Genomic DNA, 25,278 nt, shown 5'->3' on the forward strand with positions numbered 1-25,278 from the left:
GAGCGCGGCGGAGCCGGGCGTGGCGGGTCGTGGAAATTGAACCCAGCACCCCTTCCACTCGTTTCAGTAATCGGAGGTGATCGAGTGGCCCGTGTGGCAGGTGCTTCGAGGGCGTCCGGGGCTGCCGAAGCCGCCCTGATGAAGGCGCTCTACGACGAGCACGCGGCGGTCTTGTGGCGTTACGCGCTCCGGTTGACCGGGGACGCGAGCCAGTCCGAGGACGTCGTGCAGGAGACATTGCTGCGGGCCTGGCAGCATCCGGAGGTCGTCGGGGACACTGAGCGTTCGGCGCGGGCCTGGCTGTTCACCGTTGCCCGCAACATGATCATCGACGACCGGCGCAGCGCGCGGTTCCGCAACGTCGTCGGTTCGACGGACGAGGCGGGCGCGCCGGAACGGTCCACGCCGGACGAGGTGAACGCCGCGCTGGACAGGCTGTTGATCGCGGAGGCGATGGTGCAACTGTCCGACGAGCACCGGGCCGTGATCGACCGCTCCTACTACCGCGGATGGACCACCGCGCAAACTGCTGCTGACCTCGGGATCGCCGAGGGGACCGTGAAGTCGCGATTACACTACGCCGTGCGGGCGCTGCGGCTCACTCTGCAGGAACTTGGGGTCACCCGTTGAGGGCCTCAAATGCTTGAAGGGTGCGAAGGAAATGGATGACATGAAGACGCCGCTGCGGGCCCTCGGCCCGCCGGACGATCCCTACGTGATGTGGGATGCCGCATACGTGTTGGGCTCGTTGTCGGCCGCCGAGCGACGCGAATTCGAGGCGCATCTGGCGCACTGCCCGGCCTGCCGGGAGGCCGTCGCCGACCTGAGTGGGGTGCCGGCCCTGCTGTCGCAGCTCGGCCGCTACGAGGTGGCCGCGATAGCCGAGTCCGGCCCCGGATCGGTGACGCCGGAGCTGTCGCCGCAGCTGTTGCCGTCGTTGCTGGCCAAGGTGAGCTGGCGTCGTCGCCGCACCCGGATAGTGACCTGGGTGGCCTCGTCGGCGGCCGCCGTGGTGCTCGCCGTCGGCGTGTTCGTCGGCGTGCAGGGGTACCTGTCGTCCCCGGCGCCGCAGGTGGCCGCGTCGTCGGCGCCGATGGCGCAGGTGGGCACCACCCTGCTGGCCTCGACGGTGCAGCTGTCCAGCGAGCATTGGGGGACGTCAATCAACCTGCGGTGCGTGTGCCTGGCCCCGCTCAACGCGCACCACGACACGCTGGCAATGGTCGTGGTGGGCCGCGACGGCAGCCAGACCCGGCTGGCCACCTGGGTGGCCGTACCCGGCCACACCGCGACGCCCGCGGGCAGCATCTCGACGCCCGTCGAACAGATCGCCGCCGTGCAGGTGGTGGCCGCCGACAGCGGCCAGGTTCTGCTGCAGCGTTCGCTATAGGCCACTGAGATGTCCGGCCACCAGCGTCCGCTCCGGGCCTTGGTGGTGGGCGCCGGGGTCGGCGGCATTTCGGTGGCCCGGGGGTTGTTGCGCGACGGGCATGACGTCACCGTCTTCGAGCGGCGACCGCAGGTGCGGGCGCCCGGCGGCGCCGTGACGATCTGGTCCAACGGCGAAATGGTGCTTCGGCAACTCGGCGTGGAGATGGACGGGGCCGGTCAGCTGCTGTCCACCGTGCGGGCGCTGACGTCCACGGGGCGCCCGCTCGCCACGCTGGACGTGTCCGCGATCGCGGATCGGCTGGGCGCGCCCGTTCGCATGGTGCCGCGCCGGGTCCTGCTGGAACGGTTGCTGGACGGGCTTCCGGCCGACCGCATCCGGTGCGACTCCCACGCGATCGCGTTGGCGCCCACGCCCGACGGGGTGCGGGTCGAGTTCGGCGACGGCAGCTCGGCCGAGGGGGATCTGTTGATCGGAGCCGACGGCCTGCACTCGATGGTCCGGGGCAGCGTCGGCGGGCCGGCGGCGAAGCCCACCGGCTGGTGCAGTTGGCAGGGGCTCTCCACACTTGCCGAGATCCCGGACAAGGACACCGCGCTCATGGTCATCGGCGAGCGCGGAAACCTCGGCCTGTGGCCGGCTGGTAGCTCCGAGGTGCAGTGGTGGTTCGACCTGCCGTGGTCGTGCGACTTCGTGCGGCCGCAACGCCCGATCCAGACGCTCCGGTCCCATTTCACCGGCTGGTCGGACGCCGTCGATCGGGTGTTGGCGGCATTGACCGACGACGATCTGGCACCGTCGCCGTACCCGCATTTCCGGCATCCGAGGGCCCCGGCGGGCCGGGGTTCGGTCACGTTGCTCGGGGATGCCGCACATACGATGCCGCCCACCCTGGCGCAGGGCGCCAACCAGGCTCTGCTCGACACGATGGTGCTGTGCAAGGCGCTGTCGGATCTGTACGGCGACGGCGACGTCGCGAGTGCCCTGCGCTGGTATGAGAAGACCCGCCGGCGCAAGGTGATGGCCGTGTCCCGGGTGGCGTCGCTGCCCGTCTCGCACGGAGAGGTCGTCCTGCGACCGGCGGCGCTGATTCCCGACCGGCTGCAGGCTCGCGCGCTGACACTGTTTCTGCGTTGGACGAGTCACCGCCGGATGTCGGGGGAGATCAGCCGAGAAGTGGGGGCAGCGACGGCCGGTCGAGCCAGTCCATGAACGCCTCGGGCGAATTCGTCACGGTGCGGGGTGATTTCGACGCGCCCTCGCGGTGGCGCTGGCTGGTGAAGTGGTGCGTGCTGGCCGTTCCGCACTACCCGATATTGATCGGGCTCTATCTGGTCTATCCCTTGTCGACCGTGGTCGCCGGCGTGGTCATCTTGTGCAGCGGGCGGTATCCGCGGCCCATCTTCGACTTCAACGTCGGCGTACTGCGCTGGTCGTGGCGGGTGATGAATTTCCGGTTCCCGATGAACAGCACGGACGCCTATCCGCCTTTCACCCTCGCGTCGCGGCCCGACTACCCCGGTGACCTGCAGGTCGAGTATCCGCAGCGGCTGAGGAACTGGGCCGTGCTGGTGAAGTGGCTGCTCGCCGTCCCGCACATCCTGTTGTGCTGGTCGATGGAGCCCCTGCTGCAGGTGCTGTGCGTGATCGCCGCGGTGTCGTTGTTGTGCACCGGGACCATCCCGGCGGGTATGTTCGATCTCCTGCTGGGCATCGTCCGCTGGCGCTACCGGGTGGCCGTGTACGTGTCACTGATGCGCGACGAATACCCGCCGTTCCGAATGGATCTGGGTAGCCGGTGACGCGTCGGAATCCCTTGTTCCCGTATGTGTATCGGTTCGGTCAGCCGATCTTCGACCGGCTGTTCTATCACCGGTATCGGCGTGCGGCGCTGAGCAACGCGACCGGCCGGCTGCTGATGCTCGGCCTGGGGCCCGGCACCGACTTGCGGTTCCTGCCCCCCGCGGTGACGTCGGTCGCCGCCGTGGAGCCCGAGGCCCCGTTTCGTCGGATGGCGTCCCGGCTTGCCGATCGGCACGGCATCGCCGTCGACATCGTCGAGGGGACAGGTGAGTCGATTCCCTTCCCGGACAACAGCTTCGACTCGGTGCACATCGGCCTGGTGTTGTGCTCGGTCGACGACGTGGCCGCCACCCTCGGCGAGATCCGGCGCGTCCTCACGCCCGGAGGCAGGCTGGTCGTCCTCGAGCATGTGCGCGGGGCGGGCGCGACGGGCCGGCTGCAGGATCTGGTCTCCAAGCCGTGGTCCTGGCTGGCCGCCGGTTGTGAGCCGAACCGGCGAACCCTGGATTCCATCGCCGCGGCCGGATTCGACACCACCGCGCTTCGTAGCATCCCGCGCACTCCGGTGCCGTTCCCGTGCAAGCCCCACCTGCAAGGGTTCGCCGTCCTCATTCCACGCTGACGGCCTCGATGATGTTCAGCCGCGCCGCCCGCCGCGCGGGCGGCAGCGAGCCGAGCAGGCAGACCGCGAGCGCCCCCGCGGTGAACGCCAGGGCCATCGGACTCAGGCGGAAGCCGACCTGGAAATTCATCATGTCCCCGCTGATGAGGCTGAACAGCCACTGGTCGGTCAGGCCGAACAACAGTCCCAAAAGTCCTCCGACGAAACCGATTCCGGCGGCCTCGGCCAGGACCATCCGCAGGATGAACAGGCGACTGGATCCCATGGCGCGCAGCACACCGATCTCCCGGCGGCGCTCCAGCACCGAGAGCGTGAGCGTGTTGAGCAGCGCGACCGCCGCCACGGCCACGACGATGATCCACACCGCGTTGGCGATGAACATGCTCTGATGCAGCGGGGCTTCGAGCCCGGCCAGCGCCGCGCGGCCGTCGTATACGTGGTTCGGCGCCGGCACCACCCTGCGGATCTCTGCCAGCAGGCGTTTCGGATCCGTCCCGGGGGCGGCGGCGATCTGCAGGGTTGTCGCCGCCGGGCGATCGAACCACGCCCGCAGGTGGTCGAGATCGATTCCGACCGTGCCGATGACGGTGGAGAAGAACGGCACCAGGGCCAGCACGGTGGTCTGGCGGGGACCGTGTGGCGTCTGCAGCTGCAGCCGATCGCCGGCGCGGACATGCAGAGTGGCGCCTAGGTTCTGCGTCAGCACCACGCCGCGGCCGGCCAGGACGTCGGCGCGCAGGTGCTCGTCGAGCGCGCGGAACAGTGAGTCGTGGGTTCCGGCGGAGAAGCCGTCGAGCAGCACGCGCGTGCCGCCGATGACGGCGAACCCGAATGCGCCCTCGGTAACCCGAGCCACGCCGGGCACCGCCGCCACGCGTTCGGAAAGTCCTTGCGGCAGAACGTCGGTGGGATAGCTGTCCGGGGGATCCGCGCTCACCCACACGTCGGCCTCGGCGGCGGGGGAGAAGATGGCACGGGCCGACCGGATCATGTCGGCGTTGGTTCCGGTGATCACCACGGTGGTGACCACCCCGATCAGCACGGTCATCACTGTGGCCCAGACTCGTCGCGGCGCACGTCGAATGGTGGCGGCCGCAAGTGCCCCGCAAGAGCCGAACAAGCGCGCCGTCGCGGCCGTGGCCTTGACGATGGGTGCGGTGAGCGCGAAGCCCAGCGCGATCTCGGCGCTCAGGAGGGCGGCCATCGCGACGAAGGCGAAGGTGCCGCGTTGGCCGATGACCACCCAGGTCGACACCGCGAATACCGCGACGGCCCCCACCCCGGCGGCGACCCGCAGCCATCGCGGCACGGAGTCCGCCGCCGAGGCCCCGACCGGTGCCAGCGCCTCGATCGGCGCGACCTTGTACACCTGCCGCGCGGCCATCGCCGCCGCGGCCACGGTGGTGAGCGCCGTGGCCGCGAGGGCCACGGGGATGGCGTAGCCGGGCAGCCCGTACTCGATGCGTGCCTCGAGGCCCTGGGTCATCGCCGGGGGCAGCCGGCCAATCGCCATGCGCCCCGCGAGGATTCCGATGCCCGACCCGATGGCCCCGCCGACAAGTCCCAGGATCGCCGCCTCGCCGAGCACGTCGCCGACGATGGTGACGCGCCGGCCGCCGATCGCACGCAGCATGGAGATGACCGGCCGTCGCTGCGTGATCGCCATGGTCGTCGTGGTGTAGATCAGAAACGCGCCGACCACCATCGCGACCGCCGCGCCCAGCAGGGCCATGTAGTTCATCAGCTTGACGCCATCGCCGGCCCGGGCCGCCCGCAGACTGGGAGCGGCGACGATCGCGCGGCCGTTCACCGCGGCGGTGACGGCGGCCCGGACGGCGGCTTGGTCGGCGCCCGGTTTGGTGGTGATCAGTATCGAGTCGAGTTGACCGGGGCGCCCGGTGACGGTCTGCGCCAGCGCAAGCGGGGCAAGGACGTAATGCCCGCCGTTGAGGCCGGCGAACTGCTTGCCCGCCAGCACCTCGCCGACCGTGACCGAACCCGAGCCCAGTTGCAGCGTCTGGCCTTTCGCAAAGCCGACCTTCGGCCCGACCTGGACATCGTTGGGCGTCGAGGACAGCGCCTGCACCGGCCGGGTGACCGCGTCCTTCAGCACGCCGCCCAGCGCGGCGGTGCTCGCATCCGCGCCGAGCAGCAGCACCGGCCCCGTCGGCGTGGATGCCGAGGTCCGGATCATCGGCGCCGCGGTGGCGACGCCGGGAACCGCGGCGACGTCCGACAGGATCGTGTCGGGGAATCCGGCGTCGGTGATGCCCGACACCTCCAGCGCCGCCACGCCGGCTATCCCGTCGGCCAGCCGGTCGACCGATCCGGTGATCGAGCCGAAGATGCCGAATATTGCGACCAGATACGTTGCGGAGACGGCCATCACGGCGATCGACGCGAGCGTCCGGCGGCGATGCACGGCGAGCTCACGCAGGCTGAACACGCGCAGTCGGCTCGCCGCCGCCGATATCCTCACGCGGGGACCGCCGGTAGGTCGGAACCGACGCGCCCGTCCTGCAGCGTGATGACCCGATCGGTCGCCGCGGCGGCGTCCGAATTGTGGGTCACCATCACCACCAACCGGTCGCGGCCCTCCTCGTGGGCCACCTCGGCAAGGAGCGCCAGGATCGAGGCGCCCGTCGCGGAGTCGAGATTACCGGTCGGCTCGTCGGCGAGGATGAGCGCCGGATCCATCATCAATGCACGCGCGACCGCGACCCGCTGCATCTGGCCGCCGGACAGCTCCGCCGGCCGGTGCTCGGTCCGGTTGCCCAGCCCGACGCGGTCCAGCAACCGGATCGCGTCCGGTTTGGCCCGGCCCAGCCGGACGCCGTCGAGCAGCTTGGGTACCGCGACGTTCTCCCACGCCGACAGAGTCGGCAACAGGTTGAAGAACTGAAAGATGAAACCCACGCGGTGATGGCGGAACTCGGACTGCTGCTCGTCGCCCAGCCGGCCGATCTCCTCGCCGTCGAACGTGATCGAGCCGGAATCCGGGGAGTCCAATGCGCCGAGCAAATGCAGCAGCGTGCTCTTACCCGCGCCGGAAGGCCCGACCACCGACACGAACTGACCGTTCCCGAGGTGCAGGCTGATCCCGTCGAGCGCCCGGACCGTTTGACCGCCGACCCGATACTCGCGCACCACGTCGCGTAGTTCGATGGTCATCTAGACACCACGAGGGTTACCGGTGATCGGTTCACCCGCCGCGGTGAACCGATCAAGCGCCGGGCTCGTGTCTGATGACATGTTCGGCAGCTATCGGGTGGTCGACCACATCGTCGGTCACCTCGCCGCGCTCGGGGTGGACCACGTCTTCGGTGTCGACGGCGCCAACATCGAGGATCTGTACGACGCCGCCCACTTCGAACCCGAGATCACCGCGGTCCTGGCCAAGCACGAGTTCTCGGCGGCGACCATGGCCGACGGGTACAGCCGCAGCGGCGCCGGGCTCGGCGTGGTGGTGGCCACGTCGGGAGGGGGAGCGCTGAACCTCGTCGCCGGCCTGGGCGAGGCGTTCGCGAGCCGGGTTCCGGTGCTGGCCCTGGTCGGCCAGCCCGCGACCACGATGGACGGCCGGGGCAGCTTCCAGGACACCAGCGGCCGCAACGGCTCCCTGGATGCCCACGCGCTGTTTTCGACGGTGTCGGTGTTCTGCGAGCGGGTGCTCGCGCCGGCCGACATCGTTTCGGCGTTGCCTCGGGCCGTCTCCGCCGCACGCACCGGCGGCCCCGCGGTGTTGTTGCTGCCCAAGGACATTCAGCAAGCGCGCATCACCGTCGACGACCCCGACGAGCCACCGGACAGTTTCAGCGCGCCGATCGGAAACCCGCATCTGATCGCCGCCGAGCTGCGCCGCGCGACCGGTCACATCACCATCATCGCCGGCGAGCAGGTGGCCCGCGACGACGCGCGGGCCGAGCTCGAGCACCTGCGCGCGCTGCTGCGCGCGCGGGTGGCCACCGTCCCCGACGCGAAAGATGTCGCGGGCACACCGGGTTTCGGGTCGTCGTCGGCGCTCGGGGTGACCGGCGTCATGGGCCACCCGAGCGTGGCCGAAGCCGTGGCAGCCAGCGCGGTGTGCCTCATCGTCGGCACCCGGTTGACGGTCACCGCGCGCGGTGGTCTGGATGACGCGCTCGCGGCGGTGCGAACGGTGTCCATCGGGTCGGCGCGGCCCTACCCGCGTTGCACCCACGTGCACACCGACGACCTGCGTGGCTCGCTGCGCCTGCTGATCCAGGCGCTGCGCGGTCACGGACGCCCGAGCGGCCTGCGCGTGCCGGATCTGGTGCGCCGCACCGAGTTGACACCGCCGGCCTGCTCCGGACCGGGGATCCGGTACCGCGATGCCATCGCGGTGCTGGACCGCGTCCTGCCCGACGGGGCCGACATCGTGGTCGACGCCGGCAATACCGGCGCGGCCGCGATCCATCACCTGCCGGCGCGGCGCGGCGGCAGGTTCGTGGCCGCGCTCGGCATGGGCGGCATGGGCTACAGCTTCGGTGCCGCGATCGGGATGGCGTTCGGACGTGCGAACGGCGGCCGTGCCGCCGGCCGAACCGTGGTGATCGCCGGGGACGGCGCGTTCTTCATGCACGGCCTCGAGGTGCACACCGCCGTGCAATACGCGCTTCCCGTGACGTTCGTGTTGTTCAACAACAACGCCCATGCGATGTGCGTGACCCGCGAGCAGCTGTTCTATCAGAACCGCTACAGCTACAACCGCTTCCGGCCCAGCGCGCTGGGAACCGGTCTGGCGGCGATGTTTCCCGGCCTGACATCGGTCGATGTCAGCGTGCCCACCGAATTGGCCGCGGCGCTTCGGGCGTCCCTGGACGTCGAGGGCCCGGCGGTGGTCAGCGTCGAGTGCGACGCCGACGAAATCCCGCCGTTCGCACCGTTTCTCACCGCGCTGTCAGGAAACGCCGCCGTCACAGAACAGGTTTCGACCGCGAAGGAGAACCGGAACGATGTCGCTGCCAGCGCTTGAGGATATCCCCACCCCCATCAACGGGGTGGTCCGCATAGAAACCAGTCCACGGGAGAAGGCGACCCCGATCATCATGGAGATGATGCGGTCGGTCTACCCGCATGATCAGGTCTTCGGGCAGTACTGCACGGTCAACGACTACGTCGCGTGCCCGCCGGACGAGTTGTACGAGTACATGGCGGACACCCGCAGCCTCGAGGAGTGGACCTACAGCCTGCGCGGTTTCACGCCCACCGACGAACCGGGCCTGTGGCTGGCCTACGACAGGCTGGGTTCGGAGACCGAGATTTACACGCGAACCGTCGCCAACCCGGAGGCCCGGACCGTCGACTACCACTGCGCGTGGGATCAGGGCAAGCACCTGTGGATGGTCTATCTGATGCGGGTGGTCGACGCGCAGGTGGTCCTCGACAAGCCGGGATCGGTGGTGCTGTGGACCAATTGCCACCACCCGTTCTACGACCACAACCCCTATCCGGAGACCGCGCCGGCGCAGCGCCCGGTGTGGGTGGGCGACTTCTGGGACATGTTCGGCGCCGGGCATGCGCTGGAGTTGCAGAACCTCAAGGCGATCGCCGAATACCGGCACCGCAACGGCCTGCCGGTGACGCCGGAATGGATGAGGTAGTCACATGAGCCAACCGAGCGTCAGCCTGATCGACGTTTCCAGCTACCTGCCGGGTGCGCCGATCGGCGTCGACTATTACGCGCAATTCGCCGAATCCGATGCCCTGCGCGAGAACGTCATGTTCCGCGCCCCGAAGTTTCGTCACCACGTCGGGCCGGACGAGAGTTCCATCGACATGATCGAACGCGCGGCCAACGGCCTGATCGAGCGGCATGGCCACGATGCGGTCGAGGGCGCCGATGTGTTGATCACCCACACCCAGGTGCCGGACATGGCCTTCTACGGCCAGGGCGGCGGTATCGCGCACCGGCTGGGCATTCGACCGTCCTGGGTCCTCGACCTCAACAACGGCGGCTGCGCGGCGTTCGTGCTGGCGCTCAACGTGGCTCGCAAACTGTTGACCTCCGGCGCCGGGCGCACCGCGCTGATCGCCATCGCGCAGAACGCCGCCGGGCAGTTCTTCGATCAGCCGACCATCCGGCGCAAGGCGCAGTCCGCGGTGCCAGGGGACGGCGCGGCGGTGGGCCTGGTCGCGCTGAGCGACCGGTCACCCATCCTCGACGTCGAGTGCCGTACCTACGGCGAGTACGCCGGTGAGATGACGCTGTCCTACGACCCGCCCCGCAAGTGGTGGCAGGCCGGGTCCGGCGAGGGCAGCATCGGCTTCACCGAAAGCAAGATCACCAAGGTGCTGGCGCGCGGGAACCGTCAGGTTCCCGAGGTGGCGCTGGCGGTCTGTGACCGAATCGGGTTGCCCGCCGAGGACCTCGATCTACTGGTCACCAACCAGCCCAACCGTGTGTTCCTGCGCAACTGGCGTGAGGCGCTCGAGTTGCCGCCCGAACGCCATCGGGACACCTTTGACGAGTGTGGCAACCTCTTCGGTGCCGGGATTCCGATCAACCTTGACCGCGCCATCTCCGACGGGCAGGTCGGGGCCGGCGACGTCGTGATGATGGCGGCCTTCGCCCATGCCGGCGACTTCGCCGGTGCGGCGGCGGTGCGCTGGGGAGGGCGAGGCTGATGCAGCCCAACCCGAGCCCGGCGGGTCCCTGCACCTGCGACGCGTTACCCGACGCGGTGGATCCGTTTGCGTTGTCGCTCAACGAGAATCCCTTCCCGCCGCTGCCGTCGGTGCGGTCGGCGCTGATCCGGTCCATCCACGCCATGAACCGCTACCCGGAGTTCCTGCCCGAACGGCTGCGCGGTGTGATCGCCGACCACATCGGGGTGCCCGCCGACCGCGTGGCGCCGGGCGCCGGGGCGACGGGTGTCGTGCTGCAGGCCCTGCGGGCGGTGACCGCTCCGGGCGACACGATGGCGATGGCGACGCCGACCTTCGACGGATACCCGATCCTCGCGCGGATGGCGCGGCTGAAGACGCGGACCGTTCCCCTCGACGAGCACGGTCATCACGACCTCGACGGGCTGGCCCGCGCCGCCGCCGATGCCCGGGTGGTGGTGCTGTGCCGGCCGCACAACCCCACCGGAACACTCGAGTCCGCCGCGGCCGTTTCGGCGTTCCTGCGCCGCGTGCCGCGCGACACCGTCGTCCTGCTCGACGAGGCGTATATCGAGTTCACCGCGCCCGAGCACCGCATCGCGGTGTCGGCGTTAGTCGCCCGGTTTCCCAATGTGATCGTGGTGCGGACCTTTTCCAAGGCGTACGGCCTGGCGGGGTTGCGGATCGGCTACGCAGTGGCGTCACCGGAGTTGGCGGATGCGCTGTGGTCCCATCAGCTGCCGTTCGGCGCCGCGATCACCAGTCTGATCGCGGTCGTCGCGTCATACGGCGCGGAAAGCGAGCTGCTGCAACGGGTCCGGTTGATCAACGCCGAACGCTGCTACCTCCGGATGCGGCTGAGCGCGATGGGGATCTACACGACGGACGCGCACGCGAACTTCATGTACCTGCCGCCGAGAGGGGATGGGCGGGGTGGGCCGTGGCATGAGGTTTTCGCCGACAGCGGTCTACAGGTGCGGTGCTACCCGGACGGCGGTGCGCGGGTCACCGTGGGCCACCGCGCGTCGACGCTGGCGGTGCTGTCGGCGCTGGGGAAAGGCCACGCTCGCGCGCCAAGTGCGGTATGAAGGGGCGTGCCTGCTTCACGACCGCGCAAGCGTGACCCGATCGCCGCGGCGCGCGACAACTGGGAGCGCTCCGGTTGGGCCGACGTGGCGCAGGGCATGGTCGCGGTGACGTCGGTGATGCGCGCCCACCAGATCCTGCTGGCCCGCGTCGAAACGGCGTTGCGTCCCTACGACCTGAGCTTCTCCCGCTACGAGTTGCTGCGGTTGCTGGCCTTCAGCCGGACCGGCGCGCTGCCGATCACCAAGGCGTCCGACCGGCTGCAGGTCCACGTCACCAGCGTGACCCACGCGATCCGCCGGCTGGAGGCCGACGGACTGGTGCAGCGGGTGCCGCATCCCACCGACGGGCGCACCACGCTGGTGCAGATCACCGATTTGGGCCGCTCGACGGTCGAGGACGCCACGGTCACGCTCAACGAGCAGGTGTTCGCCGATATCGGGATGTCCGAAACCGAAGCGCGGGCGCTGGTTTCGTCGATCGAGACGCTGCGCCGCGCCGCGGGAGACTTCTAGGCTGCATCGATGGAAAGACCGTCGTTCGCCGAACGTGTACCCACAGCGATTTTTCGCGCGATATTTCACGTTCAGTGCACGCTCGGCGCGCTGAGGCGGGTCAGCTCTCCCGCAGCATCTCGATCACCGCGCTGAAGTCCTTGTCGGCGTGGGATGCCGCGAACTTGGCGTAGATCTCGGCGGCGTGCCGGCCCAGCGGCGCGGCCGACCCCGTGGAGGTCACCGCGTCCATGGCCAGCCCCAGGTCCTTGTTCATCAGCGCGGTCGCGAAACCCGGCTTGAAGTCGTTGTTGGCCGGTGACGTCGGCACCGGGCCCGGCACCGGACAGTTGGTGTGCACGGCCCAGCAGTTGCCGGTCGCGCCGGTGATGACGTCGAAAAGGGACTGCGCCGAAAGCCCGAGCTTCTCGGCCAGGACGAACGCCTCGCCGACGGCGATCTGCTGCACCGCCAGCACCATGTTGTTGCACACCTTGGCGGCCTGCCCGGCCCCGGCCGCGCCACAGTGAATCACCTTGCCCGCCATGGGTTCCAGCACCGGCCGGGCGCGGTCCAGGGCGGCCTCGTCGCCGCCCACCATGAACGCCAGTGTCCCGGCGACGGCGCCCTTCACGCCGCCGGAGACCGGCGCGTCCAGCTGCGAGACCCCCTGCGCTTCCGCGAGCGCGTGCACCTCGCGGGCGTCGTTGACCGAAATGGTGGAGCTGTCGATGAACAGCGCGCCCGACTGGGCGGCGGGCAGCACGTCGGCGTAGCAGCGCTTGACCAGGTCCCCGTTGGGCAACATGGTGATCACCACGTCGGCCCCGGCCACCGCGTCGGCCGCGCTGTCGAACGTCGTCACCCCGTTGCCGCCCGCGGCGGCGACCGCCGCGGGCACCGGGTCGAACCCGCGCACGATGTGTCCCGCGGCCACCAGGTTCGCCGACATCGGCCCGCCCATGTTGCCCAGACCGAGGAAAGCGATGCTCGTCATGGTCGCCTTTCTACGCGCTCGACCGCACTCGCGCGGCCTCGGCCCGGCCGATCACCACCCGCATGATCTCGTTGGTCCCTTCCAGGATTCGGTGCACGCGCAGGTCGCGCACGATCTTCTCGAGACCGTACTCCCGCAGGTAGCCGTAGCCACCGTGCAGCTGCAGGGCCTTGTCGGCCACCTCGAAGCAGGTGTCGGTGACGTAGCGCTTGGCCATCGCGCACAGCTCGACCTTGTCGGGGTCGTCGTTGTCCAACGCATCGGCGGCCCGCCACAACATCATTCGCGAGGTTTCCAGCCCGGTGGCCATGTCCGCCAGGGTGAACCGGATGGTGGGTTCGTCGAGCAGGGCCCTGCCGAACGCCTCGCGCTCGCGCACGTAGGCGCCCGCCTTGTCGAAGGCGGACTGCGCGCCGCCGAGCGAGCATGCCGCGATGTTGAGCCGACCGCCGTTCAGGCCGTTCATCGCGATGCCGAAGCCGGCGCCCTCGCCGTCCGAGCCGCCCAGCATGGCGTCGGCCGGCACCCGCACGCCGTCCAAGATGACCTGCGCGGTGGGCTGGGCGTGCCAGCCCATCTTTTCCTCGAGGGCCCCGAAACTCAGCCCGTCGGCGCCCTTTTCGACGACGAACGCGGAGATGCCGCGCGGGCCGTCGCCGCCGGTGCGGGCCATCACCACGTAGACGTCGGAGGCACCGGCGCCGGAGATGAACTGCTTGACGCCGTCGAGCACGTAGTCGCCGCCCTCCCGGACGGCGCGGGTGCTCAACGCGCTGGCGTCCGACCCGGCGCCCGGCTCGGTGAGGCAGTAGCTGGCGATGACGTCCATCGAGGCCAGCCGCGGCACCCAGGCCTTGCGCTGTTCGGCGGTGCCGAACGTGTCGATCATCCACGCGCACATGTTGTGGATGGACAGGAACGCGGCGGTGGTCGGGTCGGCGATGGCCAGCTGCTCGAAGATGCGGACCCCGTCGAGCCGGCGCAGCCCGCTACCGCCGACGTCCTCGCGGCAGTAGATCGCCGCCATCCCCAGCTCGGCGGATTCCCGCAACACCTCGGTCGCGAAGTGCTTCGTCGCGTCCCATTCCAGGGCGTGCGGGGCGAGGCGCTTGGCGGCGAACGCGGCCGCCGTCTCGGTGATGACGCGCTCGTCGTCGTTCAGGGTGAACATGGTGTCTTAATCCATTGTGGGGATGACGAATTCGGCGCCATCCTTGATCCCGGAGGGCCACCGCGACGTGACGGTCTTGGTCTTGGTGTAGAACAGGATCGAGTGCGGCCCGTGCTGGTTGAGGTCGCCGAAGCCGGAGCGCTTCCAGCCGCCGAAGGTGTGGTAGGACACCGGAACCGGGATGGGAACGTTGACGCCGACCATGCCCACCTGCACCCGGGAGACGAAGTCGCGGGCGGCGTCGCCGTCGCGGGTGAAGATCGCCACGCCGTTGCCGTACTCGTGCTCCGACGGCAGCCGCAGCGCCTCTTCGTAGTCGTGCGCGCGCACGATGCACAGCACGGGTCCGAAGATCTCGTCGGTGTAGATCGACATGTCCGGGGTGACGTGGTCGAACAGCGTCGGGCCGATGAAGAATCCGCCCTCGAGGCTGGCGTCGTCGAAGGTCAGGTCGTCGCTGCCGCGTTCGCGCCCGTCGATCACGATTTCGGCACCCGCGGCCACACCCTGCTCGATGTAATCGCGCACCCGCGCCAGCGCCGCCTCGGTGACCAGCGGACCGTAGTCGGCCTTGGGGTCCAGGCTGTGGCCCACCCGCAGGTTGTTGATCCGGTCGATGAGCCTGGCGCGCAAGCGATTCGCCGTCTGCTCGCCGACCGGCACCGCGACGCTGATCGCCATGCACCGTTCACCGGCGCTGCCGTATCCGGCGCCGATCAGCGCGTCGACGGCCTGATCGAGGTCCGCATCGGGCATCACGATCATGTGGTTCTTGGCGCCGCCGAAGCATTGCGACCGCTTGCCGGTGGCCGCGGCCGTCGCGTAGATGTACTGCGCGATGTCGGAGCTGCCGACGAAGCCCACCGCCTGGATGTCGGGGTGGTGCAGGATGGCGTCGACGGCCTCCTTGTCGCCGTGCACGACCTGGAAGACGCCTGGCGGGAGGCCGGCCTCGAGAAACAGCTCGGCCAGCCGCACCGGCACCGACGGGTCGCGCTCGCTCGGCTTGAGGACGAACGCGTTGCCGCACGCCAGCGCCGGCCCGGCCTTCCACAACGGGATCATGGCCGGGAAGTTGAACGGGGTGATGCCCGCGACCACGCCCAGCGGCTGGCGCAGCGAGTAGACGTCGATCCCCGGCCCGGCGCCTTCGGTGTATTCGCCCTTGAGCAGGTGGGGGATGCCGATGGCGAACTCGATCACCTCGATGCCGCGCTGGACGTCGCCGCGCGAGTCGGCCACCGTCTTGCCGTGCTCGAGGGACAGCATCTCGGCCAGCTCGTCCATGTGGTCGTTGACCAGCTCGATGAACCGCATCATCACCCGGGCGCGGCGTTGCGGATTCCATGCGGCCCAACCCTTTTGGGCCTCGACGGCGGATGCCACCGCGGCGTCGATCTCGGACTTGCCGGCCATCGGCACCTGCGCCTGCACCTCGCCGGTGCTCGGGTTGAAGACGTCGGCGGTGCGCCCGGACTGGCCGGCCGTGCGCTGCCCGTCGATGAAGTGGGGGATCTGTGTGGTCATGGTGTCCTCGGGTTGGTGCGCGCGTGAGAGGCGGATACTTGGATATCCTAGTAACCGCGGGCGGGCGTCGCAAGGACGCCGGTCTCACGCCGGGTAGTGGCCGGCCGCCAGATCCGCCAGCAGGCTCGGATGGGCGGGCTGCCAGCCGAATCTCTCGCGGGTCAGCGCGCTCGACGCCGGCTGGTCCGCCCCGAAAACGGCGCCGAAAAACCCGAAATGGTCCGCCGGGACCGCCGCGGTGGGCACATCGAGTTCGCGCCCGATGGCCTCGGCGAGCGCGCGCATCGGGTCCCCCTCGTCGGCGACGGCGTGCGCCACCGTCCCCGGGGTGGCGTCTTCGAGCACCAGGCGAAACAGGCGCGCGGCGTCGAGGACGTGCACGGCCGGCCAGCGCTGGGTGCCGTCGCCGACGTAGCCGGAGACCCCGGTGCGTCGCGCCGCCTCGATGAGCAGCGACGCGAACCCGCAGGGGCCGGCTTCCCGGTGCACGGACCGCGGCAGGCGCACCACCGCCGACCGGACGTCCTTGGCGGCCAGTTCCAGCGCGGCGCGCGCGTTGCGGCCGCGCCCGCCGATGGGTCCGTCGGCCGGCGCCGGGTCGCGTTCGGTGGCGGTGCGGCCGGGGATCACGGGTGTGCCCGAGGCCATGACGAACGGCTTTCCGCTGCCTTCGAACGCGGCGCCGAAGGCCTCGACGGCGCCGGCCTCCTGGGCGACCGCCTTCTGGAAATCGTCGAAGTGGAGGAAGGCGAGGTGAATCACGCCGTCGGACGCCGCGGCGCCCCGGCGCAGGGCCTCCGGGTCGTCGAGGTCACCGCGCAGCACCTCGGCTCCCATGGACCGGGCGGCCCGCGCCGACGCATCGGAGCGGGCCAGCGCGAGAACGTCGTGGCCCGCGCCGATGAGCTCGGGCACGACGGCGGAGCCGATCCCTCCGGTGGCACCCGTGACGAAAACGCGCATGAGCAACTCCTCTGAGTGATGGGACTAATGTCTCATCACGCTACAGGGTGATGGGGCAAAAGTCCCATCGCCTACGATGGCGGGATGCCCCGATGGGAACCCGATGCGCGAGCGCGGCTGGTCGCCGCCGCGCTACAGCTGTTCTCCGAGCAGGGCTACGACCGGACCACCGTCGCCGAGATCGCCGACCACGCCGGCCTGACCAAGAGCACCTTTTTTCGGTATTTCCCCGACAAGCGGGAGGTGCTGGCGGCCGGCCAGGAGACCCTGGCGCAACTGCTGACCGAGGGGATCGCCTCCGCGCCCGCGGACGCGGGCCCGCTCGCGGCGGTCGCCGCCGGGCTCGCACGGGCGGCCGGGCCGATGACACCGTTCAATCGCGAGCTCGGGCCCCGGGTGCAGGCCGTCATCGCCACCAGCACCGAGCTGCAGGCCCGTGACGCGCTCAAACAGGTGGGCCTTGCCGCGGCCATGGCGGACGCGTTGCGCGCCCGGGGGGTGGCGGACCGCGCGGCGACCCTGGCGGCCGAAATGGGAGTGCTCGCGTTCAAGGAGGCATTCGCCGCGTGGCTTGCCGCCGACGACGACCAAGACCTGGGCGAACTGGCCCGCAAAGCCCTCAATGACCTCCGCGCCGCGGCGGCCGACATCGACTGAGCACGCTAGCCTTCAGGCGTATGCGCACCATCGAGGCCGACTACCTGGTGGTCGGCGCGGGCGCCATGGGAATGGCGTTCGTCGACACGCTGGTGTCGGAGACGGACGCGCGCGTGGTGCTGGTCGACCGCAACCACCAGCCGGGCGGGCATTGGACCATGGCCTACCCGTTCGTGCGGCTGCATCAGCCCTCGGCGTTCTACGGCGTCAACTCGCTGAGACTCGGCGGCGACTCGATCGACCAGATCGGTTGGAACCAAGGGCTTTACGAGCTGGCCACCGCGGGCGAGGTCTGTGCGTACTACGACCACGTGCTGCGCCGGCAGCTGTTGGCGAGCGGGCGGGTCAGCTACTTCCCGATGAGCGAATACCGCGGTGACGGCCGCTTCACCACGCTCGCCGGGATCGACTACGCCGTCAACGCGACGCGCCGCGTCGTCGACGCCACGTACATGCACGTCACGGTGCCGGCCATGCGCCCGCCGCCCTATCCCCTCGCGCCGGGCGTGACCTGCGTGCCGCCCAACGACCTGCCGAAATGCGGCGCGCACGAGCGGTACGTGATCGTCGGGGCCGGCAAGACCGGCATCGACACCTGCCTGTGGCTGCTTGGCCAAGGCATCGCGCCCGACCGGCTGACCTGGATCATGCCCCGCGACTCCTGGCTGCTGGACCGCGCGAAGATGCAGCCCGGATCGTTGTTCGCCGACCAGATCAAAGCCGGCTTCATCGCGCAGCTTCGCGCCATCAGCGACGCCACGTCGGTCGAGGACCTTTTCGCGCGGCTCGAGGAATCCGGCGGTCTGCTGCGGATAGATCCTGCGGTCCGACCGACGATGTATCGCTGCGCGACCGTCACCCGGCAGGAACTCGAGCAGCTGCGACGCATCGGCGACCTGGTGCGGCTGGGCCACCTGCGACGCGTCGACGCGGACCGGATGATCCTCGACGGCGGTGCGGTGGCCCGGGACGGCCGCACCCTGTACGTCGACTGCACCGCCGACGGCGCCGAAAAGCGCCCATCGACACCGATTTTCGACGACGGCCGGATCACGCTGCAAAGCGTGCGCGGCTGCCAGCAGATCTTCAGTGCCGCGCTCATCGCCCACGTGGAAGCCGCGTACCAGGACGACCGGGCGAAGAACGAACTGTGTGTGCCGTTGCCGCATCCCGACACCGACCTGGACTGGCTGCGGCTGGCGCTGGCCGACTACACGAATCAGCTGCGCTGGCTCGACGACCCGGACCTGACCGCCTGGATGTCGGCGGCCCGCCTGGACCTGTTCGGCCATCTGATCGGCCACCTGCTGCCGCCGGCATCGGCGAAGCCCCGGGTGCGCGAGCGGATACTCGGCATCGCCAAGTCGGTGTTCTCGGCCACCGCCGCCAAACTCGACGAGCTGCTCGGTGAACAAACCCAGCTCGCCGCGCCGTGATACCCGGTGTAACCCGGCTCGATATGGATCGGGTGGAGGAGACACGTGGCGGCACGAAACGAACCGGTCAAACGGCCACTGCGGGCGGTGCCCGACAGTGGCGTTGACGCCGGCTACCCCGACTGGGAGGCCGTGTACTCCGACAACGCGTCCTGGGTGTACCGGACGCTGTTCGCCCGGGTCGGCAACCGGGCCGACGCCGAGGACCTGACCGCCGAGGTCTTCCTCGCCGCGCTGCGGCCGCTGCGCCTGAGCGCGAGCATCGGGGAGGTGCGCGCCTATCTGCGGGTCACCGCCCGCACGGTGCTCGCCGCGCATTGGCGGGAAACCCTGGGCCGGGAGATAACCTCGATCGACGACATCGAACAACCACCGGAGAGCGAGGAAGCGATCAGCACCGCGCCGCAGCGTGTCGCCCGGGTTCTCGACAATCTGCCGGACCGTTACCGGCAGATCCTGGAATTGCGCTTCCTGCAAGGGCATTCGATCAAGGACTCCGCAGCGGAATTGGGCGTCAGCGTCGCCAACGCCAAGGTGCTCCAGCATCGCGCGCTGCGGCTGGCGGCGCAGGTCAATGATGGGGGTCAGCCATGAACGCGCGCGGGTTGCGCCGATACGTCGATGACCTGTTGCGGGGCCGGCGGCCCAGGCCGTTCGCCCCCGACGACTTCGAGGCGGCGCAGCTGCGCACGGCGATCGAACTGCGCGCGGCCGGACGCAGGGGCGACGCGCCCCGCCCGGAATTCCTCGACGATCTGCACCGCCGCCTCGCCGAGCAGATCTCCGACGGGCGAGGAGAAGTGGCGGCCAAGCACAGCAGCACCCGCCGCCAGGTCATCGTCGGCACGTCGGCCGCCGCGGCCGCCGCGGTCACCGCGGTGTCCATCGACCGAGCGGTGATCACCGGTCAAACCGGCGGTGTCCCCGCCGCCGACAACACGCCTCTGACGCCCAACGCCGGAATCTGGCAGCGGGTGGCGGCCAGCTCGCAGGTGCCCGACGGCGTCATGCACCCCTTCGACCTCGGTTCGGTCAGCGGATTCGTCCGCCGCGTCGACGGCAAGCCCCAGGCCATCTCCGGGGTGTGCACCCACCAGGGGTGCCGGTTGTGGTTCGACGCGCCCGACGACACGCTGCGCTGCCCCTGCCACTCGACGTCCTTCTCGCCGACCGGGCAGGTGCTCACCCATCAACTGCCGATTGCTCCGAAGCCGTTGCCGCCGTTACTGGTTCGTGAAGTCGACGGCGTCATCGAGGTGTTCGCCCCCCCGCGCCCCGACCAGCCCGCCTGACCGGTGTAACCCCCCGCCCTATTCCTGGGCATGACGCTTCGAACACACTCGGCGGCCGCGCTGGCCGCCGCCGTGCTGCTGGCCGGTTGCTCGGTTTCGCGGCCCGCCGCCGGCACCGGCGTGCCCACCGGCTCGACGTCGGTGACCGCACCGGCTGCTCCGGTCGGCGGCAACCAGGTCAGCATCGACAACTTCGCGTTCGCACCCGCCACGTTGACCGTCGCGGTCGGCACCACCGTCACGTGGACCAACCGCGACGAGGAGCCGCACACGGTGGCGGCAAGCGACGGCTCGTTCCACTCGCCCGGCATGGGGACCGGGGCCACCTTCACCCACACCTTCACCGACCCCGGCACTTTCGACTACGTCTGCTCGATCCACCCGATGATGCACGGGACCGTGGTGGTGACGCGGTGAACCCCGAGATGAGTCGGCGCCAACTGATGCGGCACACGGCGTGGTTCGGCGCTGCGGTCGGGTTCGCCGTCGTCGGCGGCGAGGTGATTTCGCACGTCGCCGGCACGGCGGCGGCCGAGCACACGCACGCCCGGCCCACCCTGCGGTTCGCGCAGGTCAGCGACAGCCACATCGGCTTCACCGGGGCGCCCAACCCCGACGTCGCCGGCACGTTCGGGCGCGCGATCGACCAGGTCAACAGCCTCGGCTACACACCGGATTTCGTCATACACACCGGCGATCTCACCCACCTGTCCAGCCCGGCGCAGTTCGACCAGGTGAAGCAGATGATGAGCGCCTTCAAGACACCACATGTGTTCACGGTTCCCGGCGAGCACGACTCGGTCGACGACGCGGGGCAGAAGTACCGAAACGCCTTCGGCGCGGGCTCCGTCGGTGACGGCTGGTACAGCGCCGACATCGCCGGCGTGCACCTGATCGCACTGGTGAACACGTTGAACCTGCGCAAGCTCGGACATCTGGGAACCGACCAGCTGGACTTCATCGAGAAGGACGTCGCCCGGCTCTCGAGCGACACTCCCATCATCGTGTTCAGCCACATCCCGTTGTTCGCGATGTATCCCGACTGGGGTTGGGGCACCGACGACGCCGGCCGGGCGTTGAGCTACCTTCGCCGATTCTCCTCGGTCACCTGCCTCAACGGGCATGTGCACCAGCTGTTTTCCAAGACGGAGGGAAACGTGACGTTCTACAGCGGAACGACGACGGCGTACCCGCTGCCGCGGCCCGGCGACGGGCCGGCGCCCAAGCCGGTCACCCTGCCCGCCGGCAAGCTGCGCGACGCGCTCGGCATCCGCGAGGTGACCTACACCAGGGGCGAGACCGCCCTGGCGTTGAAAGAGCAGGCGCTGCAATGACTGTGGCGGGCCTGGCGATCCGCATCGGGTTCGCCGCTTCCTTGGCGGTCAGCGCGGTCAGCCACGCCTACCTGTATGTGCACGGCTATCGGCACATCCCGGATATCGGCACCGCATTCCTGGTGCAGGCCAGCGTTTCGTTCGCGATCGCCCTGCTGATCCTGCTCGGCGGTCCCGGGTGGCTCCGCTGGACCGCGGCCGCCGTGGCGGGCGGTTCACTGGTCGCGTTCGCCTTGTCGAGAACCGTTGGGGTCCTTGGCTTTATGGAACAGGGCTTGGATCCCGCGCCGCACGCCGTCATCAGTGTGGCCGCGGAAGCGCTGACGGTGCTGCTGTGGGCGGGTGATGTGACGGCTAGGCGGGGCCGGATACCTCGCCAGTCGGCTCCTCAAGCATGAGGTCGCGGGCATCGGCGGCATGGTCTGGCTTAGCGGCAGCAGCCTCGGCGGCTGCCCACTTGCTCAACAGCCGAGCCTTGAGCGACATGGCGGGTTTCTCGACCAGGAACCAGCTCAGCGCGGCCAGCGGCAGTATGGCCATCGCCGCAACGGCAGCGTGCACAACCGCATTCGGCCGGCCAGGCCAACAGATCACCAGCAACTGCTGAATCGGGAAGGCGTAGATATACACGCCATAGGACAGATCCGTACGTAGTCTCAGGCGTTTGTTCCGAAGCATCGCACCGGAAGCGATGACGGCGTACGCGAGCGGAATCCCACCGAGCAGCCGGTAGTGCGGGAGCAGGGTGCCGCCCAAGGCAACGGTGACTGCGCTGGCCGCGACCAGCCACCACCGAGCCGGAATCTTGTCCCGCCATTGGTAGAGCAACGCTCCGGCCGCGAACATGACGGCGAATCGCGAGACCACGGCGGCGAACTGGCCTGCAAACGGCTGGCCCAGGGCGATGGGCGGCGATAACGCCTCCCCGAGAACCGCCGCCGCCAATATTACGGGAGATACCCATCGGCGGTGGGCAAGCCCAGCGATGCCGATAGCGGCGACCGCGGCGTAACACCCCAGCTCGAAAACCAATGTCCACAGCGAACTGTTCCAGCTCCCCGGATAGGGGACCCCTTGGGGTGTACCCCCGACATCGGCCTTGAGCATGACCACCGCGCTGTTCATGGCGACGTAGGCGACCGGCGCAGTGGACAGGAGCAGCTTGAGCGCCGCGCCACCCTGAATCGCCACGCCGATCGGAGCGATGACGAACGCGGTGACGACCAGGCAGACGTAGTAGCCGGGAAGGATACGCAGAACCCGCGCGGCGGAATAATCCCGCAGGTGCGGGTGGCGAAGCCAGCTCGCGGTGATGAGGAAACCGGAGACGGCAAAGAAGCCGTCGACCCCACCGGCGGCAATGTATTCCGCGCCCGTCCATGCGTGTCCCGTCAGGATGAACGAGTGCCCGACGATCACGGAGGTCGCCAGCGTCAGTCGCCAGGCATTGAGCGCGTTCTGCCGAGGGTCGAAAACCTGTCCGAGGTTCATGTCTCAACTCGCCGCCGATGCGGGAGCACGATCACCTTCATTCGAAGATGCGGTCCATCTCTGCTTGAGCCGGCCCTTGAGGGACAGCGAGGGCTTCTCGATCGCGAACCAGCTCAGGGTGGCCAGCGGAAGCGTGCCGAGGGCGCTGCAGACGAAGAACACAAAGGGATTCAGCCCCGCCAACCCACAGACGGCCAACATTTGCTGAGTGGGGAACGCGTAGATGTACACCCCGTAGGACAGGTCCGTACGCAACCGCAGCCGCTTGTGCTGCAGCAGGGCGCCCGACACGATGACGGCGTACGCCAGCGGAAGCGCCGCGAGGACGCGGTAGTCGGGCAGGAAGCCGGCCGCGAACACGATGACCACGCTCACCGCGACCAACGACCAGCGGGCCGGGATCACGTCGCGCCACTGATACAGGAGCGAGCCGGCCGCGAACATGATGGCGGCGCGCACCGCGAGCTGCGGCACGGTCCAAACACCCGGGAAGGTCAGCGGCGGCAGCTGTGTGGCCGCAACCACCCCCACCGCCAATATCGCCGCCGGAACCCACCGGCGGTTGGCCAGCCCGGCCAGGCCGATGCCGGCAACGGCGAGATAGCACAGCACTTCCCAAATGAGCGACCACATCGAGGCGTTCCAGACGCCGGAATGCGGGATTCCGCGCGGTGTTCCGCCGACGTCGAAATGCACGTAGGCCAATCCGATGTTTTTCACTACGTACTCGAGGGGCGCAGTGGAGCCCAGCAACTGCCACGCCGAGCCGCCCTGGATGAGCACACTCAGCGGTGCGAAGACGAATGCCGTCACTCCCAGGCAGAGGTAGTAGCCGGGCATGATGCGCAGGGCTCGCGCGGTAAGGTAGTCACGCACGCGCGGATCGGTGAGCCAACTCCTGGTGATGAGGAAGCCCGAGATCGCGAAGAACCCGTCGACCCCCACCGAGAAGAAGACTTGGAGGATCGGGGCGGGCGGTATGCGCCCGGTCGCGGGCCAGCAATGCCAGAGCATCACCTCGGCCGCCAACGCCAAACGCAGCGCGTTGAGCGCGTTCTTCCGCGGATCGAATACTTGCCCGAGGGTCATTTGGCCTCCACCCACATCGCCCCCCGGCAGCCGTCCGCGGAATACTATGTCACGCCGTCGCGCGTGTTCGGATTATCGGTGATTTTGACCGGCTGGTGTACCGGGGTCAGACGCGGAGCATTGGGGGCGGGCCCGTCGGCGACGAGGTCGCCGGCACGATCATCGCCGGAATCGGGGACGGCCGCGCCCCACTTCTGCTTGAGCCGGCGTTTGAGGGACATCGACGGCTTTTCGATGACGAACCAGCTCAGGGCGGCCAGCGGCAGGGTGCCTAGGGCGCTGAGGCCAAAGAACACAAGTGGAGTCAAGGTCGCGAGCCCGCAAACGGCCAGCATCTGCTGAGTGGGATATGCGTAGATGTACACCCCGTAGGACAGGTCCGTGCGCAACCGCAGCCGCTTGTGGCGCAACAGGGCGCCCGACACGATGACGACATACGCCAGAGGAAGGGCCGCGACGACGCGGTAATCGGGCAGGAACCCGGCCGCGAACACGATGAACGCGCAGACCGCGACCAACGACCAGCGGGCCGGGATCACGTCGCGCCACTGATACATCACCGCTCCGGCGGCGAACATGATGGCCGAACGGGCGGCGAGCTGGGGGATGGTCCACGCACCGGGGAAGGTCAGCGGCGGAAACGCCAGTGCCGCAAACACGGCCACCACCAGCAGCAAAGGAGAAACCCACCTGCGGTTGGCGAGCCCGACGACGCCGATGAGGATGACGGCGAGGTAACACAGCAATTCCCAGACGAGGGACCACAGCGAAGCGTTCCAGGTGGGCCCGCTGGGAACCCCACGCAATGTGCCGGCGATGGTGGGCTGGAGGTAGGCCACCGCGCTGTTATTCAGAAGGTACTGGATGGGCGCAGTGGACTTGAGCAGCTTCATCGCCGATCCGCCCTGGATCAGCAGACTGACCGGCGCGAACACGAACGCCGTCAACACCAGGCAGACGTAGAACCCGGGCAGGATGCGCAGGGCTCGCGCGGTGAGGTAGTCACGCACGCGCGGGTCGGTGAGCCAACTCCTGGTGATGAGGAAGCCCGAGATCGCGAAGAAGCCGTCGACACCCACAGAAAAGAACAGCTGATTGATCGCTGCAGGCGGCGGCCGGCCCGTGACAGCCCACGAGTGGAAGAGCATGACCTCGGCCGCAAGCGCTAACCGCAACGCGTTCAACGCATTACTGCGCGGATCGAATACCTGCCCCAGCTTCATCCAACTCCGACCGTCGTCCCCTCCCGCACCGTCCGCGCCATCGTATCGGCCCGAGGTGGCGGGCGTGGCCGGATGG

At 69.1% G+C, this 25,278-nt stretch carries 25 protein-coding genes and 1 pseudogene; 17 read left to right on the plus strand and 9 right to left on the minus strand.

Annotation, left to right across the window (positions count from 1 at the left end; all coding sequences use genetic code 11):
* The first annotated feature begins 84 nt into the window (after positions 1-84).
* From G6N51_RS23475 to G6N51_RS23495, 5 genes are read left to right on the plus strand one after another with little or no spacing between them, the layout of a single operon-like run.
* The gene (locus tag G6N51_RS23475; RefSeq protein WP_083174651.1) at positions 85-630 is read left to right on the plus strand and encodes a sigma-70 family RNA polymerase sigma factor; all 546 of its coding nucleotides are present in this window, start codon (positions 85-87) and stop codon (positions 628-630) included.
* Between the two features lie 40 nt (positions 631-670).
* Complete coding sequence (locus tag G6N51_RS23480) at positions 671-1,390, plus strand: anti-sigma factor family protein (RefSeq protein WP_083174746.1); 720 nt, start codon at positions 671-673, stop codon at positions 1,388-1,390.
* 9 nt (positions 1,391-1,399) lie between these two features.
* A complete protein-coding gene (locus tag G6N51_RS23485) occupies positions 1,400-2,602 on the plus strand; it encodes an FAD-dependent oxidoreductase (RefSeq protein ID WP_083174648.1) in 1,203 nt (400 codons plus the stop codon).
* A 23-nt stretch (positions 2,603-2,625) separates the two neighbouring features.
* A complete protein-coding gene (locus G6N51_RS23490) occupies positions 2,626-3,192 on the plus strand; it encodes a DUF4389 domain-containing protein (protein WP_083174743.1) in 567 nt (188 codons plus the stop codon).
* Positions 3,189-3,815 carry a class I SAM-dependent methyltransferase gene (locus tag G6N51_RS23495; RefSeq protein WP_083174645.1) on the plus strand — a complete coding sequence of 209 codons (627 nt, stop codon included), beginning with the start codon at positions 3,189-3,191 and terminating at the stop codon, positions 3,813-3,815. Before G6N51_RS23490 ends, G6N51_RS23495 begins: the two co-directional genes overlap by 4 nt.
* Here the strand turns inward: G6N51_RS23495 and G6N51_RS23500 are convergent.
* The gene (locus tag G6N51_RS23500; protein WP_232078584.1) at positions 3,802-6,201 is read right to left on the minus strand and encodes an ABC transporter permease; all 2,400 of its coding nucleotides are present in this window, start codon (positions 6,199-6,201) and stop codon (positions 3,802-3,804) included. The two genes, G6N51_RS23495 and G6N51_RS23500, sit on opposite strands and share 14 nt — an antisense overlap.
* Before the next feature lie 89 nt (positions 6,202-6,290).
* Positions 6,291-6,986 (minus strand): ABC transporter ATP-binding protein, encoded by a 696-nt coding sequence (locus tag G6N51_RS23505; protein ID WP_083174639.1) that lies wholly within the window; start codon positions 6,984-6,986, stop codon positions 6,291-6,293.
* Positions 6,987-7,065: 79 nt separating this feature from the next.
* On the opposite strand from G6N51_RS23505, the gene G6N51_RS23510 reads away from it, so the two are divergent.
* From G6N51_RS23510 to G6N51_RS23530, 5 genes and pseudogenes are all read left to right on the plus strand, one after another.
* Positions 7,066-8,811 (plus strand): thiamine pyrophosphate-binding protein, encoded by a 1,746-nt coding sequence (locus G6N51_RS23510; protein ID WP_083174740.1) that lies wholly within the window; start codon positions 7,066-7,068, stop codon positions 8,809-8,811.
* A complete protein-coding gene (locus G6N51_RS23515) occupies positions 8,792-9,439 on the plus strand; it encodes an SRPBCC family protein (protein WP_083174636.1) in 648 nt (215 codons plus the stop codon). Before G6N51_RS23510 ends, G6N51_RS23515 begins: the two co-directional genes overlap by 20 nt.
* Positions 9,440-9,443: 4 nt before the next feature.
* Entirely contained in the window at positions 9,444-10,463 is a 1,020-nt protein-coding gene (locus tag G6N51_RS23520) for a 3-oxoacyl-ACP synthase III family protein (RefSeq protein ID WP_083174634.1), read from the plus strand.
* Positions 10,463-11,639: pseudogene (locus tag G6N51_RS23525) on the plus strand (pyridoxal phosphate-dependent aminotransferase). The gene G6N51_RS23520 and the pseudogene G6N51_RS23525 overlap by 1 nt, the downstream one beginning before the upstream one ends.
* Positions 11,537-12,043 carry a MarR family winged helix-turn-helix transcriptional regulator gene (locus G6N51_RS23530; protein ID WP_083174632.1) on the plus strand — a complete coding sequence of 169 codons (507 nt, stop codon included), beginning with the start codon at positions 11,537-11,539 and terminating at the stop codon, positions 12,041-12,043. The pseudogene G6N51_RS23525 and the gene G6N51_RS23530 overlap by 103 nt, the downstream one beginning before the upstream one ends.
* A gap of 100 nt (positions 12,044-12,143) precedes the next feature.
* Here the strand turns inward: G6N51_RS23530 and mmsB are convergent, their stop codons facing one another.
* The 4 genes from mmsB to G6N51_RS23550 form a co-directional block, all read right to left on the minus strand.
* Positions 12,144-13,019 (minus strand): 3-hydroxyisobutyrate dehydrogenase, encoded by an 876-nt coding sequence (gene mmsB / locus G6N51_RS23535; RefSeq protein ID WP_083174630.1) that lies wholly within the window; start codon positions 13,017-13,019, stop codon positions 12,144-12,146.
* A 10-nt stretch (positions 13,020-13,029) separates the two neighbouring features.
* A complete protein-coding gene (locus G6N51_RS23540) occupies positions 13,030-14,190 on the minus strand; it encodes an acyl-CoA dehydrogenase family protein (RefSeq protein WP_083174628.1) in 1,161 nt (386 codons plus the stop codon).
* Between the two features lie 6 nt (positions 14,191-14,196).
* Positions 14,197-15,717, minus strand: a complete 1,521-nt coding sequence (locus G6N51_RS23545; protein ID WP_083174626.1) for a CoA-acylating methylmalonate-semialdehyde dehydrogenase — start codon at positions 15,715-15,717, stop codon at positions 14,197-14,199.
* Positions 15,718-15,801: 84 nt separating this feature from the next.
* Complete coding sequence (locus G6N51_RS23550; protein ID WP_083174624.1) at positions 15,802-16,680, minus strand: SDR family oxidoreductase; 879 nt, start codon at positions 16,678-16,680, stop codon at positions 15,802-15,804.
* An 84-nt stretch (positions 16,681-16,764) separates the two neighbouring features.
* Here G6N51_RS23550 and G6N51_RS23555 point away from each other — a divergent pair, with 84 nt between their 5' ends.
* The 7 genes from G6N51_RS23555 to G6N51_RS23585 are packed head-to-tail and all read left to right on the plus strand — an operon-like array spanning position 16,765 to position 21,797.
* Positions 16,765-17,337: a helix-turn-helix domain-containing protein gene (locus tag G6N51_RS23555; protein WP_083174622.1), complete on the plus strand. Its 573-nt coding sequence runs from the start codon at positions 16,765-16,767 to the stop codon at positions 17,335-17,337.
* Between the two features lie 20 nt (positions 17,338-17,357).
* Positions 17,358-18,773, plus strand: coding sequence for an NAD(P)-binding protein (locus G6N51_RS23560; RefSeq protein ID WP_083174620.1), 1,416 nt, complete (start codon positions 17,358-17,360; stop codon positions 18,771-18,773).
* A gap of 45 nt (positions 18,774-18,818) precedes the next feature.
* Positions 18,819-19,367, plus strand: coding sequence for an RNA polymerase sigma factor (locus G6N51_RS23565; protein WP_083174618.1), 549 nt, complete (start codon positions 18,819-18,821; stop codon positions 19,365-19,367).
* Positions 19,364-20,065: a Rieske (2Fe-2S) protein gene (locus G6N51_RS23570; protein ID WP_083174616.1), complete on the plus strand. Its 702-nt coding sequence runs from the start codon at positions 19,364-19,366 to the stop codon at positions 20,063-20,065. Before G6N51_RS23565 ends, G6N51_RS23570 begins: the two co-directional genes overlap by 4 nt.
* 24 nt (positions 20,066-20,089) lie before the next feature.
* On the plus strand, positions 20,090-20,482 hold the full coding sequence (locus tag G6N51_RS23575) for a cupredoxin domain-containing protein (protein ID WP_083175620.1): 393 nt from the start codon (positions 20,090-20,092) through the stop codon (positions 20,480-20,482).
* Between the two features lie 8 nt (positions 20,483-20,490).
* Entirely contained in the window at positions 20,491-21,399 is a 909-nt protein-coding gene (locus tag G6N51_RS23580) for a metallophosphoesterase family protein (protein WP_083175671.1), read from the plus strand.
* On the plus strand, positions 21,396-21,797 hold the full coding sequence (locus G6N51_RS23585; RefSeq protein ID WP_174814338.1) for a hypothetical protein: 402 nt from the start codon (positions 21,396-21,398) through the stop codon (positions 21,795-21,797). The genes G6N51_RS23580 and G6N51_RS23585 overlap by 4 nt, the downstream gene beginning before the upstream one ends.
* On the opposite strand, the gene G6N51_RS23590 is transcribed toward G6N51_RS23585, so the two are convergent.
* From G6N51_RS23590 to G6N51_RS23600, 3 genes are read right to left on the minus strand one after another with little or no spacing between them, the layout of a single operon-like run.
* On the minus strand, positions 21,754-22,890 hold the full coding sequence (locus tag G6N51_RS23590; RefSeq protein WP_083175626.1) for an acyltransferase family protein: 1,137 nt from the start codon (positions 22,888-22,890) through the stop codon (positions 21,754-21,756). The two genes, G6N51_RS23585 and G6N51_RS23590, sit on opposite strands and share 44 nt — an antisense overlap.
* Before the next feature lie 3 nt (positions 22,891-22,893).
* Positions 22,894-23,979 carry an acyltransferase family protein gene (locus tag G6N51_RS23595; RefSeq protein WP_083175629.1) on the minus strand — a complete coding sequence of 362 codons (1,086 nt, stop codon included), beginning with the start codon at positions 23,977-23,979 and terminating at the stop codon, positions 22,894-22,896.
* 44 nt (positions 23,980-24,023) lie between these two features.
* On the minus strand, positions 24,024-25,202 hold the full coding sequence (locus tag G6N51_RS23600; RefSeq protein ID WP_083175632.1) for an acyltransferase family protein: 1,179 nt from the start codon (positions 25,200-25,202) through the stop codon (positions 24,024-24,026).
* Positions 25,203-25,278: the final 76 nt, after the last annotated feature.

Source organism: Mycobacterium paraseoulense, from assembly GCF_010731655.1.
In the GTDB taxonomy this organism is placed as follows: domain Bacteria; phylum Actinomycetota; class Actinomycetes; order Mycobacteriales; family Mycobacteriaceae; genus Mycobacterium; species Mycobacterium paraseoulense.

What these genes read in the sequence shown, in the direction of transcription:
- G6N51_RS23480 (WP_083174746.1), top strand. Translation starts at nt 671, where the DNA reads ATGAAGACGCCGCTGCGGGCCCTCGGCCCGCCGGACGATCCCTACGTG.
- G6N51_RS23485 (WP_083174648.1), top strand. Translation starts at nt 1,400, where the DNA reads ATGTCCGGCCACCAGCGTCCGCTCCGGGCCTTGGTGGTGGGCGCCGGG.
- G6N51_RS23500 (WP_232078584.1), bottom strand. Translation starts at nt 6,201, where the DNA reads ATGGCCGTCTCCGCAACGTATCTGGTCGCAATATTCGGCATCTTCGGC.
- G6N51_RS23505 (WP_083174639.1), bottom strand. Translation starts at nt 6,986, where the DNA reads ATGACCATCGAACTACGCGACGTGGTGCGCGAGTATCGGGTCGGCGGT.
- G6N51_RS23510 (WP_083174740.1), top strand. Translation starts at nt 7,066, where the DNA reads ATGTTCGGCAGCTATCGGGTGGTCGACCACATCGTCGGTCACCTCGCC.
- G6N51_RS23515 (WP_083174636.1), top strand. Translation starts at nt 8,792, where the DNA reads ATGTCGCTGCCAGCGCTTGAGGATATCCCCACCCCCATCAACGGGGTG.
- G6N51_RS23520 (WP_083174634.1), top strand. Translation starts at nt 9,444, where the DNA reads ATGAGCCAACCGAGCGTCAGCCTGATCGACGTTTCCAGCTACCTGCCG.
- mmsB (WP_083174630.1), bottom strand. Translation starts at nt 13,019, where the DNA reads ATGACGAGCATCGCTTTCCTCGGTCTGGGCAACATGGGCGGGCCGATG.
- G6N51_RS23540 (WP_083174628.1), bottom strand. Translation starts at nt 14,190, where the DNA reads ATGTTCACCCTGAACGACGACGAGCGCGTCATCACCGAGACGGCGGCC.
- G6N51_RS23545 (WP_083174626.1), bottom strand. Translation starts at nt 15,717, where the DNA reads ATGACCACACAGATCCCCCACTTCATCGACGGGCAGCGCACGGCCGGC.
- G6N51_RS23550 (WP_083174624.1), bottom strand. Translation starts at nt 16,680, where the DNA reads ATGCGCGTTTTCGTCACGGGTGCCACCGGAGGGATCGGCTCCGCCGTC.
- G6N51_RS23555 (WP_083174622.1), top strand. Translation starts at nt 16,765, where the DNA reads ATGCCCCGATGGGAACCCGATGCGCGAGCGCGGCTGGTCGCCGCCGCG.
- G6N51_RS23560 (WP_083174620.1), top strand. Translation starts at nt 17,358, where the DNA reads ATGCGCACCATCGAGGCCGACTACCTGGTGGTCGGCGCGGGCGCCATG.
- G6N51_RS23570 (WP_083174616.1), top strand. Translation starts at nt 19,364, where the DNA reads ATGAACGCGCGCGGGTTGCGCCGATACGTCGATGACCTGTTGCGGGGC.
- G6N51_RS23580 (WP_083175671.1), top strand. Translation starts at nt 20,491, where the DNA reads ATGAGTCGGCGCCAACTGATGCGGCACACGGCGTGGTTCGGCGCTGCG.
- G6N51_RS23585 (WP_174814338.1), top strand. Translation starts at nt 21,396, where the DNA reads ATGACTGTGGCGGGCCTGGCGATCCGCATCGGGTTCGCCGCTTCCTTG.
- G6N51_RS23590 (WP_083175626.1), bottom strand. Translation starts at nt 22,890, where the DNA reads ATGAACCTCGGACAGGTTTTCGACCCTCGGCAGAACGCGCTCAATGCC.
- G6N51_RS23595 (WP_083175629.1), bottom strand. Translation starts at nt 23,979, where the DNA reads ATGACCCTCGGGCAAGTATTCGATCCGCGGAAGAACGCGCTCAACGCG.
- G6N51_RS23600 (WP_083175632.1), bottom strand. Translation starts at nt 25,202, where the DNA reads ATGAAGCTGGGGCAGGTATTCGATCCGCGCAGTAATGCGTTGAACGCG.